The sequence below is a fragment of the Limnobaculum zhutongyuii genome, assembly GCF_004295645.1.
Classification (GTDB): domain Bacteria; phylum Pseudomonadota; class Gammaproteobacteria; order Enterobacterales; family Enterobacteriaceae; genus Limnobaculum; species Limnobaculum zhutongyuii.
Window position 1 is genome coordinate 2,239,654 of sequence record NZ_CP034752.1, and the last position, 20,125, is coordinate 2,259,778.

16 protein-coding genes are annotated in these 20,125 nt (G+C 45.0%); 8 read left to right on the forward strand and 8 right to left on the reverse strand.

Going from position 1 to position 20,125, the window contains the following annotated elements; all coding sequences use genetic code 11:
* Positions 1-29: 29 nt before the first annotated feature.
* Complete coding sequence (locus EKN56_RS09895; protein ID WP_130591629.1) at positions 30-1,460, reverse strand: APC family permease; 1,431 nt, start codon at positions 1,458-1,460, stop codon at positions 30-32.
* A gap of 657 nt (positions 1,461-2,117) precedes the next feature.
* Between EKN56_RS09895 and EKN56_RS09900 the strand changes: the two genes are divergently transcribed.
* The 4 genes from EKN56_RS09900 to sanA all read left to right on the forward strand — a co-directional run bounded on the left by EKN56_RS09900 (position 2,118) and on the right by sanA (position 6,543).
* Positions 2,118-2,513, forward strand: coding sequence for a CidA/LrgA family protein (locus EKN56_RS09900; RefSeq protein ID WP_130591630.1), 396 nt, complete (start codon positions 2,118-2,120; stop codon positions 2,511-2,513).
* Complete coding sequence (locus EKN56_RS09905) at positions 2,513-3,196, forward strand: CidB/LrgB family autolysis modulator (protein ID WP_130591631.1); 684 nt, start codon at positions 2,513-2,515, stop codon at positions 3,194-3,196. Before EKN56_RS09900 ends, EKN56_RS09905 begins: the two co-directional genes overlap by 1 nt.
* A gap of 387 nt (positions 3,197-3,583) precedes the next feature.
* Entirely contained in the window at positions 3,584-5,281 is a 1,698-nt protein-coding gene (locus tag EKN56_RS09910) for an NAD-dependent malic enzyme (protein WP_130591632.1), read from the forward strand.
* 509 nt (positions 5,282-5,790) lie between these two features.
* A complete protein-coding gene (gene sanA / locus EKN56_RS09915) occupies positions 5,791-6,543 on the forward strand; it encodes an outer membrane permeability protein SanA (protein WP_130593660.1) in 753 nt (250 codons plus the stop codon).
* A 59-nt stretch (positions 6,544-6,602) separates the two neighbouring features.
* Here sanA and yeiB read toward each other — a convergent pair whose 3' ends face one another.
* Together yeiB and folE are read right to left on the reverse strand one after the other, a co-directional pair.
* Positions 6,603-7,745 (reverse strand): DUF418 domain-containing protein YeiB, encoded by a 1,143-nt coding sequence (yeiB, locus tag EKN56_RS09920; protein ID WP_130593661.1) that lies wholly within the window; start codon positions 7,743-7,745, stop codon positions 6,603-6,605.
* 62 nt (positions 7,746-7,807) lie between these two features.
* Positions 7,808-8,479 carry a GTP cyclohydrolase I FolE gene (folE, locus tag EKN56_RS09925; protein ID WP_130591633.1) on the reverse strand — a complete coding sequence of 224 codons (672 nt, stop codon included), beginning with the start codon at positions 8,477-8,479 and terminating at the stop codon, positions 7,808-7,810.
* Between the two features lie 306 nt (positions 8,480-8,785).
* Here folE and moeA point away from each other — a divergent pair, with 306 nt between their 5' ends.
* Positions 8,786-10,027 carry a molybdopterin molybdotransferase MoeA gene (moeA, locus tag EKN56_RS09930; protein WP_130591634.1) on the forward strand — a complete coding sequence of 414 codons (1,242 nt, stop codon included), beginning with the start codon at positions 8,786-8,788 and terminating at the stop codon, positions 10,025-10,027.
* Positions 10,028-10,030: 3 nt separating this feature from the next.
* Positions 10,031-10,789, forward strand: coding sequence for a molybdopterin-synthase adenylyltransferase MoeB (gene moeB / locus EKN56_RS09935; RefSeq protein WP_130591635.1), 759 nt, complete (start codon positions 10,031-10,033; stop codon positions 10,787-10,789).
* Between the two features lie 88 nt (positions 10,790-10,877).
* Here moeB and EKN56_RS09940 read toward each other — a convergent pair whose 3' ends face one another.
* Both EKN56_RS09940 and EKN56_RS09945 read right to left on the reverse strand, forming a co-directional pair.
* Positions 10,878-11,717, reverse strand: coding sequence for an aldo/keto reductase (locus tag EKN56_RS09940; RefSeq protein WP_130591636.1), 840 nt, complete (start codon positions 11,715-11,717; stop codon positions 10,878-10,880).
* A 90-nt stretch (positions 11,718-11,807) separates the two neighbouring features.
* Positions 11,808-12,368, reverse strand: coding sequence for a hypothetical protein (locus EKN56_RS09945; protein ID WP_130591637.1), 561 nt, complete (start codon positions 12,366-12,368; stop codon positions 11,808-11,810).
* 279 nt (positions 12,369-12,647) lie between these two features.
* Between EKN56_RS09945 and EKN56_RS09950 the strand changes: the two genes are divergently transcribed.
* Positions 12,648-14,756 carry a WG repeat-containing protein gene (locus EKN56_RS09950; RefSeq protein ID WP_130591638.1) on the forward strand — a complete coding sequence of 703 codons (2,109 nt, stop codon included), beginning with the start codon at positions 12,648-12,650 and terminating at the stop codon, positions 14,754-14,756.
* Positions 14,757-14,832: 76 nt separating this feature from the next.
* A complete protein-coding gene (dusC, locus tag EKN56_RS09955) occupies positions 14,833-15,765 on the forward strand; it encodes a tRNA dihydrouridine(16) synthase DusC (RefSeq protein WP_130591639.1) in 933 nt (310 codons plus the stop codon).
* Positions 15,766-15,813: 48 nt separating this feature from the next.
* Here the strand turns inward: dusC and EKN56_RS09960 are convergent, their stop codons facing one another.
* The 3 genes from EKN56_RS09960 to EKN56_RS09970 are packed head-to-tail and all read right to left on the reverse strand — an operon-like array spanning position 15,814 to position 20,101.
* Entirely contained in the window at positions 15,814-16,887 is a 1,074-nt protein-coding gene (locus EKN56_RS09960) for a type 1 fimbrial protein (protein WP_130591640.1), read from the reverse strand.
* 44 nt (positions 16,888-16,931) lie between these two features.
* Positions 16,932-17,513 carry a fimbrial protein gene (locus tag EKN56_RS09965; protein ID WP_246020030.1) on the reverse strand — a complete coding sequence of 194 codons (582 nt, stop codon included), beginning with the start codon at positions 17,511-17,513 and terminating at the stop codon, positions 16,932-16,934.
* A gap of 26 nt (positions 17,514-17,539) precedes the next feature.
* Positions 17,540-20,101: a fimbria/pilus outer membrane usher protein gene (locus EKN56_RS09970; RefSeq protein WP_130591641.1), complete on the reverse strand. Its 2,562-nt coding sequence runs from the start codon at positions 20,099-20,101 to the stop codon at positions 17,540-17,542.
* Positions 20,102-20,125 lie beyond the last annotated feature (24 nt).

Genomic DNA, 20,125 nt, shown 5'->3' on the forward strand with positions numbered 1-20,125 from the left:
TTGACGCCCTCTCAGATAATCCCGTTAGATTATTTAACTTCAGTTACCGTATTATCGCCATTATCAGGCAATAACGCAGGTGTAACACCCCGATTAGCTCCCAGCGTCGGGACCGGGCGACGGAATCCACGGGTAATATAAACCAGATACAACAAGCCCAGCCCGCCCCAAATCAAACCAAGACGCAGTGAGTCTTCTTCCAGATTCAGCCACAGAATGACAATCATGATTGCGCCAATCAGCGGAAGGATCAGGAAGCTGAAAATATCTTTAGCGCTTTTATTGCGCTTCTGGCGCACAAAGAAGAACCAGATAACCGAGATATTAACAAAGCTAAAAGCAACCAGAGCACCAAAGTTAATCAGTGAAATGGCACTTTCCAGATCGAGGAACAGTGCGGCCAGAGCCACTACGCCAACCAGTAAAATATTGGTTACCGGCGTTTTCCATTTAGGATGTACATAACCAAACACTTTTTCCGGCAGCACGTTGTCACGTCCCATTACATATAACAGGCGGGCAATACTGGCATGAGAAGCCAGACCTGATGCCAGCGCCCCGACTACCGTGCAGCACAGCAGAATGAACTGGAACATCTTCCCGCCAACGTACAGCGCGATTTCTGGCGTGGCGTTATCCGGATCGTTCAGTATGGTTAAATCCGGAAAGTAGAGCTGAATAAAGAAAGAAACCGTGACAAAAATGATGCCGCCATACAGCGCCGTCAGGAAGATGGCTTTAGGGATCACGCGTTTAGGGTCCGGCGTCTCTTCAGATAAGGTACTGACCGCGTCAAAGCCCAAAAACGAGAAGCAAAGTACCGTTGCACCGGCAATAATCGGCACAACTTGCGCTTCGCTGGAGAAGAACGGTCTGGTGATATCAACCTGGGCTCTGCCTGCATCACCAAGATGCAAACCTTCCCAAACCAGATAGACAAACGCCACCAGAATAGCGATCTGGAAAAACACCAGAATCATATTCAGGTTTGCCACCCAGTTAACGCTACGCAGGTTAATCACCGTCATAATGAAGACAAAGCCAACAACCCATATCCATGACGCGACTTCAGGGAACAGTGCCGACAAATAGATTTTTGCCAGCAGTGTGTTAATCATTGGCAGGAACATATAGTCCATCAATGATAACCAACCCACCATAAAGCCCACATGAGGATTTATCGCCTTTTGCGAATAAGTATATGCCGATCCCGCTTCCGGAAACTGACGCACTAATTTGCCATAGCTAATAGCCGTAAACAGTACGGCAACTAATGCCAGAATATAAGCGCTGGGAACATGGCCTTCTGTCTTACCGGAAACGATCACAAACGAGTCGAATACGGTCATTGGCGTCAGATACGCCAAACCGATAACGACGATTTGCCACAGTTTTAGTGAACGTTTGAGTTGAACGCGGTTAGCGACAGGTATAGAGGTTGCAGAAAGACTAATAGACATAGCCGTATTCCCCCATGCTCTCAACTTTTTTACTCGATAACACACAAAGCAGAGAGGCCGCAGGGGAATAACATAGCGAGCGGCTAAAATTTAGAGGGGTATAACATCGGTTAGTAAGGCGTTGGATTTGCCGTGCGCCATAGTCACTGCGGCGGTATTGATCACCGACGCAGAGAGGTGGTTTGAGAAGGGAATTTTTCATTTTTATTCCTTATTCAATAAGTTACCAAAATTAAGCGGTATACGTGAATATTTATTAACCTCGGAATAAGCCCTATAAATCTATTATCTTTAAGATTTATAACCATTTTTCTCTGGTCGGATGCAAAAAAATAACCGACGTCATTTTACGCCGGTTATTCACTATTGGGTGCATTTTGCACCACAACAACCCCCTTGCCAATAGTGCAAAATAAATATTTTTCACCCACAGAGAAAGGCTTAAAAAACCATTTAATAAACAATCAATTAAATGATCTAACTCAGTGATTAATTACCGATTAATGTTTTGTTTTATACTGATAACGGAAACGATCAATTTGATGCTTTACAGAAATGATTTGAAACGATCTTTCATTACATTTATTGTGTGATCGATAGCACATTAATGAAATTTAATTGTATGATAAATCCAATTCTAATGCAGAGGGACTTTTTATGCTGCCGTTCCTGAGACTCTGCTGGCAATACCTCCGAGCCTTTGTTCTGATTTATCTTTGTCTGTTAGCGGGCAACGCCATCTCTACCCTGCTTCCCCTGAAAATTCCGGGTAGCATTATTGGCATGCTGTTACTTTTTACCCTGCTCTCCACTCAAATATTACCCTCTAGCTGGGTAAAACCGGGCTGTTATTTGTTTATTCGCCATATGGCCCTGCTGTTTGTACCTATCAGCGTTGGGGTGATCAAATACTATCCTCAGCTTGTCAGTCAGTTTGGTCCTTTAGTGATTTCCTGTCTGATCAGCAGCCTAATCACTATGCTGGTGGTTGGCTACTCCTCCCACTATATGCACGGCATCAGACGAATGAAGTCTGATAAGGAATCATCATAATGTGGTGGGCTATTCCTCTGACTTTGGTGGCGTTTTATGGTGCCCGTCAACTGGCGATTAAGTTAAAACAGCCGTTGCTTAATCCACTGTTGATTTCGCTGTTTATTATCATTCCTGTTTTGTTGCTTACCCATACCAGCTACGACAGCTATTTTGCCGGCAGTTCACTGCTCAACGATCTGTTACAGCCTGCCGTGGTAGCTCTGGCTTTCCCACTGTATGAGCAGTTGCATCAGATACGAGCACGCTGGAAATCAATCATTACTATCTGTCTGGTGGGTAGCCTGGTCGCCATGATTACCGGTACCGCTGCCGCCTTATTGCTTGGTGCTTCTCCGGAAATCGCCGCTTCGGTATTGCCCAAATCGGTCACGACACCCATTGCGATGGCGACTGCCGAATCTATTCACGGTATTCCAGCCATCAGCGCTATTTGTGTCATGTTTGTGGGAATATTTGGCGCAGTGTTTGGTCATCCGATACTCAATATGCTGAAAATAAAAACACCGTCCGCCAGAGGATTAGCGATTGGCTCAACCGCTCATGCCCTTGGAACTGCACGTTGCGCTGAAGAAGATTATCAGGAAGGTGCCTATAGCTCTTTAGCCCTGGTGATCTGCGGTATTATTACTTCTCTGGCAGCGCCTTTTGTCTTTCCCGTGTTAGTAAAACTGTTTGCCTGATTGATAAACCATAAATTAGGGGTATGGCCTGAAATTAGATTTCTTTTCCATACCCTTTTTCCTTCCTCAGATAATCACACTTATCCGCTAAATATTTTCCTAAATTACTAAAAACAATAGAAACAACGGGAATTGCTATTTCCCTCTTTTATTTACATTTTTTCACAGCTTAGGACGAACAAAAGGAAATTTTTCAGGTAGACTAACGGCCTAAGACCCGAAATCGCCAACTCATGATTAATGTCGTTTGGATCTCAATAATCAACAAAATATCTATATATTAGTAACATTGGTTGTACATTTGTGTTGAGTTTCCTAAAATCGGCGGACGATTACGGGTCGCAGTTGCCCGACTATCCTTTTACCTGATCTAAAAGAGCCAATTTCATGGAACTGGAACACGAAAGTAAACGTCCGTTATATATTCCCTATGCTGGTCCTGCCCTGCTTGAAACTCCACTGCTGAATAAAGGTAGCGCTTTCACTGAGGAAGAACGCAGTAACTTTAATCTCCACGGCCTGTTGCCTGAAGCAATTGAAACCATCGAAGAGCAAGCCGAGCGCGCCTATAAACAATTTTTAGGATTCAAAACGGATATCGATAAGCATATCTACTTGCGTAATATTCAGGATACTAACGAAACCCTGTTCTATCGCCTGATTGAAAATCACATGAGCGAAATGATGCCGGTGATTTACACCCCGACCGTTGGCGAGGCGTGTGAGCACTTCTCTGATATTTATCGTCGCCACCGTGGCCTGTTCATCTCCTATCCGAATAAAGACAATATTGATGACATGCTACAAAACGCCACCAAACAAAACGTTAAGGTGATTGTGGTAACCGACGGTGAACGTATTCTGGGCCTTGGGGATCAGGGCATCGGCGGTATGGGGATTCCTATCGGTAAACTTTCTCTTTACTGTGCCTGTGGCGGTATCAGCCCGGCCTATACCCTTCCGGTGGTGCTGGATGTGGGTACTAATAACCAACAGTGCCTGAACGATCCGCTGTATATGGGTTGGCGTCATCCGCGCATTACCGGTGATGAATATTTTGAATTTGTTGATGCCTTTATTTGTGCGGTAAAACGCCGCTGGCCAAACGTTCTGCTGCAGTTTGAAGACTTCGCACAGCAGACCGCTACGCCACTGCTTAACCGTTATCGTAATGAGCTTTGCTGCTTTAACGATGATATTCAGGGTACAGCTGCCGTGACGCTGGGCAGTTTAATTGCCGCCAGCCGCGCTGCCGGTAGCCAGATGAAAGATCAAACGGTGGTATTCCTGGGCGCCGGTTCTGCCGGTTGTGGTATCGCCGAACAGATTATTGCCCAAATGATCGCCGAGGGCTTAAGCGAAACGGAAGCCCGGGAACGGGTGTTTATGGTTGACCGCTTTGGTTTATTGACCGATAAGATGCCAAACCTGCTTGAGTTCCAATCTAAGCTGGTACAAAAACATGAGTTACTCAACCACTGGCATACCGAAAATGAAGCTATCTCACTGTTGGAAGTGGTACGTAATGCAAAACCAACGGTAATGATTGGTGTATCGGGTCAGGCAGGTCTGTTTACCGAAGAGATCATTCGTGAAATGCACAAACACTGTGCCCGACCGATTGTTCTGCCGCTGTCTAACCCTACTTCGCGGGTTGAAGGCCGCCCTGAAGATATTATCAACTGGACCGACGGTGCAGCATTAGTTGCCACCGGTAGTCCGTTTGCTCCGGTGATGTATAAAGAGAAAGTGTTCCCCATTGCCCAGTGTAATAACTCTTATATCTTCCCGGGAATCGGTCTTGGTGTGCTTGCAGCTAAAGCCAGTAGAGTTACTGACGGTATGTTGATGGCCGCCAGTCGCGCACTGGCTGACTGCTCTCCGCTGGCTAAACATGGCGAAGGTGCTCTGTTACCAGAAGTAGATGACATTCAGCAAGTTTCCCGCTATATCGCGCTGAAAGTAGCTAAAATGGCACAGCTGGAATCCGTTGCGGTTGTGACTTCTGATGAAGCCTTGCAGCAAGAAATCGATAATAACTTCTGGGATCCGCAGTATCGTCGGTATAAGCGAACTTCGTTCTGATATTATTGTTGTTTTAATAACGGCTCGATTCAGAGCCGTTATTTATTGAGGCGCTGTCTGACTTAATAAATTAGCTACTGAGGATATTCCGACCGTAAATATAATGTACTTATATCTACTCCGAGTACGGTCGGTAAACCATCAGTACTCGACTATAGAGTGCGTCGGGCCTAGTCAGCCTAGGGGCAGTTATGAAACACCTTACGGTGTTTCACCCTTCGGGCCAGCGCGAGCGCTGTTCAAACAGGCTTTGCCTGTTTGTCCGGCAGCTAAAGCTGCTACGACCCCAACGGCAGCCTCTCCCTCCGATTGACTATTTTTAGGTATAAATTATGAACTATCAGAATCTGAAACAGTGTTGAAAGAATGCTGTTTTGCTCACCCATTACGAATAATTTACTCATTGCTTAGCAATTTTTTAGTTTAAGCCATCTTGTTTTCGGTCTTGCCGTAAAGTAGCCTTGAGAGCTGCCGTTCATTTTAAAATGACCAACTATGAACCAACTATGATATTGAAACGATTGATATATAGCCTGTTAGTGTTGCTGGCGTTAATGCTATGCACCGCTCTGCTGCTCGATCGCTGGATTAGTTGGCGAACTGCCCCTTATGTGTACGAAAACATTGAAGAGTTACCCGCAAGTCACGTTGGCGTAGTATTGGGCACCTCCAAATATGTACGTACTGGCGTTATCAATCAGTACTATAAGTTTCGCATTCAGGGCGCCGTTAATCTGTATAACAGCAATAAAATCAGCTATCTGTTACTCAGTGGTGATAATGCTCAGCTAAACTATAACGAGCCTATTACCATGCGTAAGGATTTTATCCAGGCGGGTGTTCCAGCCTCTGATATCGTACTCGACTATGCCGGCTTCCGAACGCTGGACTCGATTATCCGCACACGTAAAGTATTTGGTGCCAACGAATTCACCATCATCACTCAACGCTTTCACTGTGAGCGTGCTTTGTTTATCGCTTTGCATAGCGGTATTAAGGCCCAGTGTTATGCGGTTCCTTCACCTAAAAATATGTTTATGGTACGGGCGCGTGAAGTGGTAGCCAGACTTGGCGCTCTGACCGATCTCTATATTCTGAAGCGGGAACCTCGTTTCCTTGGTCCCATGGTGCCAATCCCTACTCCATATAGTCTGGAAGGCGATGTGCAGGACTATCCGGCGGTATCACCGGAACAGCTGCTTGAACTGGAAGATTTAAGTACGGTACCGCCGTTGCGAAATGCCAGGGCCTCGGGTCATTAAATAACTGGCTTCTGAATCAGGACATTTTCCGTTGCGGATAAAACATTCTCTTCAATTCATCACTCCGTAGCCACTAAGCTCGTCAGCCGTCGCCATAACCACTCTACCGGCCCCTGTTTGAAGTACTTCAGCCATAACAATGAAAACAGAATATTCACACACCAGATAGCCGGTACCATTGCCAATAGCTGTAAACGATCAAAATGATTAAACCCACCATAGTGATAAAAAAACGTAGTACAGATCAGCGTTTGTAGCAGATAGTTACTCAACGTCATACGCCCTACTTGCGATAAAACAGCATTGGCTTTTGACCAGTTAATTGACTGCCCGTAACCATACCATAACGCCAGATAGGCAATTCCCTGCAACGTCGCGGCAATTTCTTTAGGGACCTGAAGATAATATCCGGCAATAACAAAATCCCACCCGGTCCACCACTGCATCAACATGGCGGGAATATGTATTAGCAGCGAAATCGCAAACAGAAGCCATCCCTGACGGCGATAGTCGGTTAATGGGGCCTTGCCCAATAACCAACCGCTATGAAGCAACCCAGCGCCAATGAGCATTAATCCAGCCAATTCCCAGCCATACTGAAGAATCACCGAAAGTTGAATCATTAATGTCATCTTCAGGCGTTCAGCATGAGCCAGCTCGCCGCCGGTCAGCTTCCATGCCGTTTCATAGGCCAGAGTTCTGGCTGAGGGGGTCCAGTCTTCGCTGAATCCACTACCGGATAGCGAACCCAGCCATAGCATGATTGCCAATCCAATAAAATACAGCAGAATACCGGTACGCATCAGGCTACGGGATGTGGAGGTGGTACGAATGATAATCATGCTGCCAAGCCCGACCAGACCATAAGTCAGCAGAATATCACCATCCCAAAAGTAAACGCTGTGGCAAAAACCAAGCAAAGCCAGCCAAAACAGACGCGAAGCATTCCATCCGGCGCTGCGTTTACTCAACAACTGCAAGCCTGCACCAAACAGCATGGCAAACATCGCCAGAAAGGTGCCCTGCACAAACGTGCTAAGTAGCGACCAGACCAAACCGTCGCTGAAAGATGGCATACCGATATAGGCAGGATTCATATAGGCCGATTTAGGTAAACCAAACCCGCCAATATTCATTACCAGAATACCTAACAGCGCTAGCCCACGGGCGCTATCCAGTTGTTCAAAACGGCGGGAAGGCATTAATGCCTTCCCGTTATTCTGTACTGACAGGTTTTCATCGTGCTGCACAGGTAAATGCAGAATCAGATATGGTGTGGGGAGTGGCGTACTGCCCGGAGAAATTCCTGACGGGTACTTGGATTACTTTTAAAGATACCACCGATTGAAGTGGTACTGGTGGAGCTGGTGGCATCACACACACCGCGGGATTTCACGCAGTAGTGGATAGCATCAATAGATACCGCAACGTTGGTGGTTCCCAGCAAGGTTTGTAACGCCAGCAGAATTTGCTGCGTTAAACGCTCCTGCACCTGTGGGCGCTGGGAGAAGAACTGAACGATACGGTTAATTTTGGACAGGCCAATTACGTAATCTTTCGGAATGTAAGCGACTGTCGCCTTACCATCGATAGTAACAAAATGGTGTTCACAAGTGCTGGTCAGAGTGATATCCCGAACCGTCACCATTTCATCCACTTTCATTTTGTTTTCAATTAAGGTGATTTTAGGGAAGTTTGCGTAATCCAGACCGGAGAAAATCTCATCCACATACATTTTCGCAATACGCTTTGGCGTTTCGGCCAGGCTGTCATCGGACAAATCCAGATTGAGCAACTGCATAATCGACGTCATATGCTCTTCAATTTTCTGTTTGCGCGTAGTGGCATCCACAGGTTGACCACGTAGCGGGGTCTCCAGTCCTCTGGCTTCTAATGCTGCATGAACTAACATCGCTTCTTTACTCAGGGATGACATCGTCTCTCTCCAAACTCTCTATGGCAATATCTTTGATAAGGATCACACCTTAAGCCTGACACTGTAATTTAGCCGACGAGGTTTATCCAGCACTCTGTAGAAATATTGTTAAATAAACAGATGTTTTAAGCAGAAAGTCAGCTTGAAATTTGAATGATTTCTGATGAGGTGCACCAGCCGCCTAAAATATTTCCCAATGGAATCCACATCTCAACAAATTGTGAGATGACCGTTGTTCGGGCATAATAAGCCGATATTTTCTATATCCTCACCCCAAACCTTACGGGTTTGTAACGGAGCCGTCAGATGGACTGTTGTTCAACTTCTTCTTCACTTCTTACGCTGAGTCAGGCTTTAGATAAATTACTTTCTCAGGTTGAACCGGTTGGCCAAACCGAGCAAATCAATTTAACTCAGGCAGCCGATCGTATTACCGCACAAGCAATAACCTCACCGCTGAACGTACCACCATTCGATAATTCGGCCATGGATGGTTATGCCGTCCGCCGCAGCGAAGTTACCGAATCTGCCGTTCTGCCCGTTGCAGGTAAAGCTTTTGCCGGTCAGCCGTTTCATGGTGAATGGCCCACGGGCAGCTGTGTTCGTATTATGACCGGAGCACCCATTCCTGCTGGTACTGATGCCGTGATCATGCAGGAACAGACTGAAGTGCAGGAAAACGGCGTGCGTTTTACCGCAATGCCAAAAGCTGGCCAGAACATTCGGTTAGCCGGTGAAGATATTCGTCAGGGCGCAGAGGTCCTCCCTGTCGGTTCAAAACTGGGTGTAGCTCAGCTTCCGCTTTTAGCCTCTCTGGGGGTGGATCAGGTTACCGTCTATCGTCGCCTTAAAGTGGCCCTGTTCTCAACTGGCGATGAGCTGCAAACCATTGGTCAACCGCTACAGGAAGGCCAGATTTATGACACCAATCGCTTTGCCGTACGTTTAATGCTGGAAAAACTGGATTGTGAGGTTATCGATCTGGGCATTATTCGTGATGATGAGGCGGCTATTCGCCAGGCATTTGCCAAAGCCGATGCGCAGGCAGACGTTGTCATCACCAGCGGCGGTGTTTCCGTGGGTAAAGCGGACTACACGAAACAAATTCTGGATGAAATGGGTAAAATCAGCTTCTGGAAACTGGCCATTAAGCCGGGTAAGCCTTTCGCTTTTGGTCAGTTAAGCAACGCCCTGTTTTGTGGACTGCCGGGAAATCCCGTTTCCGCTGCCCTGACTTTCTATCAATTAGTCCAGCCATTACTAATGAAGCTTAGCGGTTACAGTCAGTGGCAAAAACCGCGTCAGATAAAAGTGAAGACCATCACCGCCCTGAAAAAAACGCCGGGCAGAATGGACTTCCAACGCGGTATTTTATCCAGCAATGCGCAAGGTGAGCTGGAAGTAAAAACCACCGGTCATCAGGGTTCTCATGTGTTTAGCTCATTCAGCCAGGGGAACTGTTTTATCGTACTGGAACAGGAACGTGGCTCAGTGGCTGCCGGTGAATGGGTAACCGTTGAGCCATTTAATCCTCTGTTGGAGAGTTAATTCATGCTGCCGGAATTAAGCGATGCCGAAACGCTACGTTATAACCGCCAAATTATCCTGAGAGGATTTGATTTTGATGGTCAGGAGAAGCTAAAAGCCTCTTCCGCACTGATCGTGGGTTTAGGTGGTTTAGGCTGCCCTACCTCTCAGTATCTTTGTGCGGCGGGTATTGGTTCGCTAACCCTGCTGGATTTCGATACGGTTTCTCTGTCTAACCTACAGCGTCAGATTTTACATCGTGACGACCGTATTGGTATGGCGAAGGTGGAATCCGCCAGAATGACGCTGGCGGGTATTAACCCCAATGTGGCATTAAATACGGTCAATGAAAATCTTGACGATAGCCAACTACAAGCGCTGATTGCTCAGGTTGATATCGTACTGGACTGCACCGATAACGTTGAGATCCGCAATCGCTTAAACCAGCACTGCTTTGCTCTGCGTAAGCCTATGGTTTCCGGAGCGGCTATTCGTATGGAAGGCCAAATCAGCGTCTTTACCTATCAGCAACATGAGCCTTGCTATCGTTGTCTCAGTCGGCTGTTTGGTACAGAAGCGTTAACCTGCGTTGAAGCTGGCGTTATGTCTCCGGTGGTGGGTATTGTTGGTGCGATGCAGGCAACCGAGGCAATTAAAGTCCTGACCGGATTTGGTACGCCTTTAGCGGGTAAATTGTTAACCCTCGACGCCATGACCATGCAATTCAGAGAAATGAAGCTACCGCGGGATCCCAACTGTTCGGTTTGTAGCCTGACTGATTAGTGTTACAGAGGCGGATAATATCTATCCGCCTCAAAAACTCCGCTTCAATACTTTCTTTTCAAAGCGCTCTTTTCAAAACTACGACCAATCAGATGTTCGGATAAACATCATCCGGATCGTGTCCGGTACGATAATCGCGGTTCAACCCGTCAATCATTGTCATATGTTCATCAGATAAGGCAAAATCATAAATATCGACGTTTTCCGCAATGCGAGATGGCGTAACCGATTTAGGAATAATCACCATCTCCTGCTGTAAATGCCAACGCAGCACGACCTGAGCCGTGCTTTTATGATAATAATCCGCGATAGTTTTCAGTACAGGATCGTCAAGGACAATTCCCCTGCCTAAAGGACTCCAGGCTTCAGCAATCACATTATGTTGCTTCAGATAGTTCTTCAGTGGGTATTGGGTCAGATAAGGATGGCATTCGATTTGATTCACCGCCGGCACTACCGTTGCCATATTGGCTAACCGATCCAAATGGCTGGCGTTGAAGTTGCAAACCCCGATGGCGCGTACCCGCATCTCTTTATACAGCCCTTCCAGCGCGCGCCAGGTATCGAAAAAGTGTTGTTGGCTTGGCCAGTGCACCAGCAGCAAATCCAGCGTATCCAGTTTTAGCGCCTTCATTGACTGCTCAAAGGATGACAGTGTTGCATCATAACCTTGATTCTCATCACCTATTTTTGTGGTGATAAACAGTTCATCACGAGCAACGCCGCTTTGCTGCAACAGATTGCCCAAAATTCCTTCATTGTGGTAGAGCTGAGCGGTATCAAATGCCCGATACCCTACTTCCAGCGCTTTATTGATAGCGACCTCAGCATCTGCCTGATTATCAATTTTATATACCCCAAATCCATGCTGAGGCATAAGCACACCATTATTAAGCTTTACTTTATCCTGTAGCCCTCTTTTTTTCATGCTTTAGTCCTTATGCTTAATGTCAAATTAAATAGATTCTATTGGTATCCTCTCATAGTTGTTGTTAAAGAAACCCTTCAGATGCCGCAATTACAGAATGTTGTCATCGTTATTTGGCGTTTGTTCTTCTGGCGGTTCTTCGCAGCTTTGTACACCACATTTAATTAATTCTACCGGCCCCTGATCCAACACAATCAACAACCAACCGGTTTGGCTGGTAAAATCTTCACCATCAAATGGCTTTTCACCCACTTTACCGCCGCACAGCAACAAATGTGAAGAGACGGCACATTCCCAGCCGTGGGCTTTCAATCCCGCAGCAACTTTACTATCCTTCTCATCCATTCGGTCAAAAAATACTTTTTCTTTGGTTTCCATATCCTCAGCACTCCAGGCACGTTTTTTCAGCTGACTTTCTGTCAGATTCTCTTCCTCACCTTTCTGATATGGGCTAATGCGTAATATTGGAGGGGACACTTCACCACTTTCAGGATCGACAATTCGATAATTACCGGCAAAAGAAACGCTGGTATCGTCTTCTGCAGCCTGAACCATCCCCAGGGGAAGCAATATCAAAGTTACAGCCAGAACGCCTATTAATCGTTGGTAAACGTTACACAAAGGCTTAGATAGCTTATTTTGTCTGACCATGGCTGCTTCCTGTTGGATTCTAAAATCGTAAAAAGAATATAAACAGTATGTACCAGATTGGAGGATTACGAATGGAATTATCAGGTTTGTTTAGGATAAATAATGCTTCATTTAATATTTAATTTGCTTACTCGATAAATCACACAGGTTGAGTTTATTTTTAATAAAGAATTATCGATATTATGGCAAAATCATCATCAGGAATAATTGGTTTCAGAACAGCCTGTTTAAACAACATTAAACAGGCTGTTTAGTCTGTACTAAAAGGAATTTTTCTCTATGTCAAAAATGCTTTTCCACTCCCTGTTGAAATGTATTTTACTTTCACTAAGTTTACTGTGTAGTGCTCATTTACTGGCACAAGAGCGTGCAATAACCCCTGAAATGGAAGCAGAACTTCGAGAAGAGTTTAAAAAACACAGTTTCCCTGAGATAAAGAAAATGCTGCGGGAACAATCTGATAGCCTGAAAAAACATCAGGAATTTGGATCAATACGTATTTCCGCTGGCTCTATAACAAACCAACAGACAGAGCATGTTGATAAATTTATTCCATTATCTGAGACAGAAATTAACAGTAAATACCATGAGTATCTGAACGGTTTATCATTTTACCAGTCCATATCGGGCGATCTATCGACTATTCAGACTAACTATAATTCCTATCATCTGTCCCAGTTAATTGAAAACTATGATGATTACAACTATCCCAAACATAAGTTAAACGTTACTGGTGTCACTTTTATTGATGGTTCCACTGCCACAATCAGCAGTGGTAACACTGAAGGCAATGGGAACCTGAATAGCGCCAAGCGTATTGCCAGTCTTTCAATGACAGCAAGTTACACATTACCGCTTCAGCCAAAGCAATTGCACTTTAGTCATGGTGATAAATCTATTCAGGAGCAAATTGAACTGGTGCAAATGTCCGGGCAGGAAGTTGAACTTAAACTGCCCGAATCCGTCCATAAAAATATTCTTCACGTTGAAGGGATAGACAACAGCGGTCGGGCATTAAAGCCGCTTGGGTCTTCATCCTATAGCAATGATAATTATTATATTGGTCTGCTCCAGACCTTTACTGAGCAGGCTCTGCAACAAATAGAAAACCATCAAGTTAAAGATAAAGAGGCATTATTACAGTTTTTTATCAATAACTACCCTTCTCAGGAGCAGGCACATAAAACCCATCCACCGAGTTTCATTGCCACATATCAGTTTCAGGGCGAGGTTTCAGCTATTAACCTGTTTATGCGCCCGGAATCAAAAACAGAAACCTATTCATTTCAACTAACCCAAAGTAATCAACGTTACTTTAATGACCTGATCAGCGCACAAGATAAAACCGGGAAAAAGTATGGGCTGATATCTGAGTTGGGTGAATGGATTATTTCTCCACGCTACAATCGCCTTGAATATGCTGTTGGCGATTATTATTACGCGACAGAGGCACATAAAGATGTTAACAATACTTCAGTTTATCGGTTAAACAGAAATGAGAAACGCCTTGAGCTTCAGCCTTTTAGTTTCACCCAATATGAACCAAAGCCACTGCAAAATAAATATGTCTATATTACTAAAGAAAACGATCGTTCTCGTCTTCAGGGGCTGTTGAATATACAAACTCATCAAATCATCTTACCTGTCAAATATAATGATATTGAAATAAGCGATAATTTTTATGGTGCTTATAACATCAATAACAAAAAATCCGATCGTAACTACGAAATATATAATAGCCATAATCTTCAGCTTATTCTGAAAGGAACCTTTGATATTGTAACCTTTGATGGCAGCAATATTATTACCCGCTACACTACCCGCACCATCGAACCGTTAAAAGGTAATACGCCTTACTATGCCATTGAAAATGACAAGTACTACCTGTATCAACATTATGATATCTACGATGTGAATGGCAAAAAACTCAATGATAATCATTATTATCAGTTAGATAGCTTTTCCGGCTTTGGTAAAGATGGACTGATGCCAGTAACTGATGCCAACGGTAAACGTTATTATATTAACCGTAGCGGAAAGAATGCAGGTCTTAATGTCAGTAAATACGAAGTTATTTATCCTTTCTCTAATGGTCTGGCCGCAGTGAAAGGAATCAAGAATGAGTATGGTTATATTGATACTTCAGGTAAGTTAGTTATTCCATTGATATATCGATCGGCAGAAATGTTTCAGGGTGGCAGTGCCAAAGTAGAAAATGGTAACGTTACTCTTTTAATTGACCGCAAAAATCAAGTTGTTCATACCTTTAACGATTCTGTTTATACCTATACCAATCGTCAGGATGGTGATAAAGCCACCTACACCCAGAATAATGGCGTGACCTATGATGAAAAGGGGCAAGAATTAGTGAAAAAAGAGGGAGAGTAACCTGACAGCATTGATATCTCTGAGGCGGGTGTGACAAAATGCACCCGCTTCTTTTTATCTATTATTCGGTGATCCCATGCGTGTAATGTTAGCTCCAATGGAAGGCGTATTGGATGCCTTTGTTCGTGAGCTTCTCACAGAGATTAATGACTATGACCTTTGCGTCACCGAATTTGTTCGGGTGGTGAACACCCTGCTTTCAGCCAAGGCATTCTACCGTTTTTGTCCGGAGTTACGTAATGGTGGAAGAACCAAATCTGGCACACCAGTTCGGGTTCAACTACTAGGAAACTCTCCCCAATGGATGGCTGAAAATGCCTTTCGGGTTACGGAACTGGGTTCCCATGGGGTAGATCTTAACTGCGGTTGCCCGGCCAAGCGGGTGGTCGGTGGTGATGGCGGAGCCAGCCTGCTAAAAACGCCAGAAACCATCTATCAGGTAACTCGCGCCATGCGTCAGGCGGTTACTGCCGATAAAACTGTCTCGGTAAAGATCCGCCTGGGTTGGGAGTCTATCGACCATCGCTTTGAAATTGCCGATGCCGCACAGCAAGGTGGGGCCAGTGAACTGGTGGTTCACGGGCGCACCAAAGAAGACGGTTATAAAGCCGACCGCATCAACTGGCAGGCGATTGGTGATATTCGTCAGCGTTTATCCATTCCGGTCATCGCCAATGGCGAGATCTGGAGTAAGGAAGATGCTCAACGCTGTCTGGAGATAACCGGTTGTCAGGATCTGATGGTGGGCAGAGGTGCACTGAACGTACCCAATTTGGGCGCGGTGATTAAACACCAGCAGGACAAAATGCCATGGGAACAGGTCCTTCAATTGCTAAAGAAATATGTTCAGACGGAGAATCCGTTTGATACCGGACTGTATAATATTGCCAGAACCAAGCAGTGGTTAGGTTATTTACGCAAAGAATATGATGAAGCCTCTGAATTGTTTGCCACCGTAAGAACCATTACCGATAAGCAGCAACTCTCCCTCGCCATTGCTCCATTCTGATAATTTCTCGTTGGGCATAATCTTCATTATGCCCTTTTCCAATACCCATTAGTTGTAGGTAAAATTCAAGGTTCCGGTAGCATTTGCCTGCCCAGGGCCAACGGGACTGGCGGTTTTATAGTAAGTCGCTGTCACCATTATAGGTATTGAACCAGGCGCGCCTCCACTCACCGTAACAGTACCGTTATTGTCAGTAGTACGGGTAGAGGTTGCCAGTGCTATCGGGGTGTTTAACGGCAATCCGTTATCATAGGTATTGTATAAACTGGATTGAAACCCGAGCTGTACACCTACATTGCTGGCCACCCCTGGAGAACCGGCATTGGTTAAGGCAATCACCGTATTATTAGCGGTATCTCCTGACGTTACCTGTGGGGCTGCAACAGATAACGAAACATTGGTTCCCGGTTCACAATTCAGGGTTAAATCTGCCGAGGCGCTTCCTGCTTTAGTGTTCGAGTCAAAATCAGACAGCTGAATATTACCTAGCGGTAAATTCACCGGAGAACCGGTTACGTTACATCCCATCGCTTTCACAGTAATAGCACTGGTAGATACTGTGAATTGGGATGCGACATCTCCCGAAGAGCTTCCTGCACTTTCACGAAAGTCGACTTGTGCAATAGGAGACCCAAAGGAAAGTGTACCTGAACCAATTGGTCCTCCGGTAGCAATAAGCTGTAAGTTGTAAGAGGAATGATTCAAATTATGTGTCGACTTGCCATCTCCTGGCTGATAGGTGTTGTCGATAGCCCTTACCGCATCATAAGGTCCGGCCTGATTCATAGTTGATACTTTTACGCCTAATCCAGTGACGCCGGTAGGAAAGACCATATCACCAGTTGGTGTACCACTCGCCTGAGGCGCATTAAGATAGAAAAAACCAACAACATAATTTTTTCCACAACCGGTAATTTGCACGCTCGATGGTTGTGAACCGGGCCAACTTGACGCATAAATAACCTCTCCACCAACATAGTTCTGACTGGTCACAACAATATTAGATGGTAATGTCAGGTTGGAAACAGAAATATTATTACCAGCGGCGCGTCTGCAGTCCGCACGTACTTCTAAAACCACAGAGCACAATATCAAAACTAAACATAAATATTTTTTCATCATTATATCCATTTCATATCGAGCCGAACTTCACCCATTTCCCCAAACTATTTCACGCTAGTCATAGGTAAAATTAATGGTAACTGTTGCACTAAAATCACCCGCTGTCGGCGCACCGTGGGGGTATACATGCGAGCAGCCATCACTAATGCAGCTGATTGAGTTGTTGCATCAATATTGAGCACATAACTGGTGTTATTACCCAGAGAGACCACCGGATCATTATTAAATAACTGTAATCCCAGATCGTGAGCGCCATCCGCGACGTTATTGGCATAGATGTAAGGCCCATAACTCGAATCCTCTGCATAGGGCGTTCCACTAAACGAGGCGGTAGCTTTAGTGATAAAAGGTGAACAACCGGTCAGATTTACCGTAACAATCACTTCGGGTGTATTGCCCCCGGCAACGGATATATTTTGACGGTAGTAGGTACCTAAATCGATATCACCGGGAAATGTGACCGTACAGGATGAGGCGTAAATCGTTCCGGTAACGTTAATCGGAACGGTATCAGAAGCATTAAAACCCACGGCATTAAAAACCATGCCCAACAATCCCACAAACAGATACCCCTTCATCAATACCCTCTGACGCCGATGACAATACTTAACTTTTTTATTGTCCATTCCCATCATCATTGTATTCCCCACCATTAAAGACATTTTTCACGCAAAATCAGCACACCAGAAGTGGTTTCTTGTGGAGAGATTTGGTATTTCACCGTACATTGTTCATTGGTTGATTTTCCCCACTGTACCAAAAGCTGCCCTTCATTTTGTAAACCAGCAACGTACACCTGTCCGTTATCTCCAACGATGCTACTTCTGCCTAATGCTTCACTATCGGTGGTATGACTGACAATCGCGCCAAAAGGAATCACCCCTCCTGCATATTCAAGGGTCATTAGTGCCCGATATCCGGTTTGCGTCATATATTCCGCACGCACCACTGCACCGCGTGTTGGAACCACGCTCTTACTGGTATCATCCAGCTCAAGGTTGTTATCAGGAATTTCTTCGGTATTCAGAGTGATATCACTCTTACGATAAGGAGAAGCGTAAGGCACGACGGCATAGCCGCGGAAATCGGTCTTCACACCGGTTTGATTATTAACAGGAACCCCTTCGGCACCGGGAGCCTTAACCAGCACAATAGTATCGCTGAGCGGTTGGGAAAGCGTTACACCGTCACCATGTGCCACAACTCCACCCTGAATACCGTAGTTAAACCGATTGGCATAATCATCATAACCGTAACCGGCATTAAGCTTGGCATAGGTTCCCTGATAGGTGGCACTGGCATTGCCGGTATTGGCATTGTCATCGGTCACGTATCCCTCTTGTACGCTCCAGCTAAGGTTATTGTCTTGTAGTGCAGTTCCATTAAGACCGACGTTATGAGAAGTTGGTCCGTGTTTTGTACTATTCAGACTATAATTAGCGTTACTGCCCGATAACCATTTGTCTAACGGAACACTGATATTAAAGGAAAATATTTGGTCGGTGCTTTTACTATTACTGGCGTCATCATTGTTGGAATTATTACTATTGTCAGAGTTTTTGCTGTAGGTATAGTTAAAACCATAGCTGATACTCTTCCAGCTATTGTTATAACCAACGCTGACCGAACTCATACGGCCTCTGTCCCAATAGTTCTCGTTGATTAAACTAAGAGACAGGGTACCAAACACCACATCTTGTGATAATGAAACGTCAGTACGGTTACGCCGCCGCCCGGTATTATCATTGTCTGAATCGTCGTTATAAGTATTCAGCATATCCTGTAAGGTATAATATCCCCCGGTAGAATAGCGATAGCCCGCTACGCTGAAATTAGTGCCGGTTTTAACAATGTTTTTGCTATAGCGCACCCGTACAGACTGACCATTTTGCCGCTCTACGGATGAATTGTTTGGGATATGTATTTTTGACCAGGCTTGAGTGACATCCATCGATAATGCACCGATATCTCCCAAATTAACGCCACTACCTAATGCAACTGAACTGTATTTATTTTCAGCCTGTTGAGTTCCACCATAAAGGGTGACACCCCATGGCATACCATATATTGCAGTCATCTGGCCAAAATCCATTTTTTGGTCACTGCTATCGTTAGAGCGGGTCCTTCCTCCGGTCAGACTGTATTTAAGACGACCTTCTCGTTGTAATACAGGTAAAGAAGCATAAGGGATAGTCAAATGCTGTTCACTACCATCAGATTCTTTAATGGTAAGCTGCATATCTCCTGAACCACCAGTAGGATACATATCGTTAATTTCGAAGGCGCCCGGTGGGACAGTGGTTCTGTAGATGGTATAGCCATTTTGTTCAACGGTGACTTCTGCATTACTACGTGCAATCCCCCGAATAACCGGAGCAAAACCTTTCTGACTATCTGGCAACATGTCATCATCAGAAGAGGCCTGGCCGCCACGAAAGGCGATGCTATCAAACACATCTGATGGTGAAACACTATCTCCAAATATCAACTGGCTTTTTAATGACTTAATATCTCGGGAAACGTAGTTATAAACCGAGTCCCAACTTTTTTGCCCGTCGTCGTTATGATTCCAGGTGGAGTAATTACGATAGCGCCATGGACCAAGATTTATACCCGGGCGTAAGTTAACATATTGGCTATTTTGCGTGCCATCAGAACCATGCCGCGGCATCGTCGTGGAAGCCGACACGCTATAATTGAGCAATAGTGCATTTATTCCATCATCCCACTGTTCCTGAGGTACATAACCTCTGGCAAAAGAAATCACCGCTATTTGTGGAATACTTATATTCAGGCGCTGTTCATTAAACTTAAATGCTGCGGCAGCCTGTGGAATAGCAGATAAATTAGCGCATTGGCTGTTTGCCTGATTGAGGTCGGGATAATTTTCAGTTTTAACCCCCCAGCTTTTTAGCTGTTCCACACTTAAACAAGGCTGAAGTTTACTGTCACCCTGCTCACTTCCCGTCGATTTAAACTCGATCTCTTTGGTATCAACAAGCTGTTTATTAATAAAAACATCAACACGATAATTACCCGGAGCCTGAGAGCCTTCTTCGAACGAAGATAAATCAACGGAAGGAGGTACCGAGTTATTCATTTCAAGTAATGCCGGATTAAAATAGTCTTGAGACACGGCATAAGGTATACATAACGTAGGCAGCAGGCTGGCTGCAATAATCAATTCACGACGAGAGTTTTTACAGATTTCCATCTTACTTACACCATAAACTGTCTC

Bases quoted from the DNA above. Each gene is read 5' to 3' on its own strand.
- dusC (WP_130591639.1), top strand. From the start codon at position 14,833: ATGCGTGTAATGTTAGCTCCAATGGAAGGCGTATTGGATGCCTTTGTT.
- EKN56_RS09940 (WP_130591636.1), bottom strand. From the start codon at position 11,717: ATGAAAAAAAGAGGGCTACAGGATAAAGTAAAGCTTAATAATGGTGTG.
- moeA (WP_130591634.1), top strand. From the start codon at position 8,786: ATGGACTGTTGTTCAACTTCTTCTTCACTTCTTACGCTGAGTCAGGCT.
- folE (WP_130591633.1), bottom strand. From the start codon at position 8,479: ATGTCATCCCTGAGTAAAGAAGCGATGTTAGTTCATGCAGCATTAGAA.
- EKN56_RS09950 (WP_130591638.1), top strand. From the start codon at position 12,648: ATGTCAAAAATGCTTTTCCACTCCCTGTTGAAATGTATTTTACTTTCA.
- yeiB (WP_130593661.1), bottom strand. From the start codon at position 7,745: ATGCCTTCCCGCCGTTTTGAACAACTGGATAGCGCCCGTGGGCTAGCG.
- EKN56_RS09895 (WP_130591629.1), bottom strand. From the start codon at position 1,460: ATGTCTATTAGTCTTTCTGCAACCTCTATACCTGTCGCTAACCGCGTT.
- EKN56_RS09905 (WP_130591631.1), top strand. From the start codon at position 2,513: ATGTGGTGGGCTATTCCTCTGACTTTGGTGGCGTTTTATGGTGCCCGT.
- EKN56_RS09960 (WP_130591640.1), bottom strand. From the start codon at position 16,887: ATGATGAAAAAATATTTATGTTTAGTTTTGATATTGTGCTCTGTGGTT.
- EKN56_RS09970 (WP_130591641.1), bottom strand. From the start codon at position 20,101: ATGGAAATCTGTAAAAACTCTCGTCGTGAATTGATTATTGCAGCCAGC.
- moeB (WP_130591635.1), top strand. From the start codon at position 10,031: ATGCTGCCGGAATTAAGCGATGCCGAAACGCTACGTTATAACCGCCAA.
- EKN56_RS09910 (WP_130591632.1), top strand. From the start codon at position 3,584: ATGGAACTGGAACACGAAAGTAAACGTCCGTTATATATTCCCTATGCT.
- EKN56_RS09900 (WP_130591630.1), top strand. From the start codon at position 2,118: ATGCTGCCGTTCCTGAGACTCTGCTGGCAATACCTCCGAGCCTTTGTT.
- EKN56_RS09945 (WP_130591637.1), bottom strand. From the start codon at position 12,368: ATGGTCAGACAAAATAAGCTATCTAAGCCTTTGTGTAACGTTTACCAA.
- EKN56_RS09965 (WP_246020030.1), bottom strand. From the start codon at position 17,513: ATGGACAATAAAAAAGTTAAGTATTGTCATCGGCGTCAGAGGGTATTG.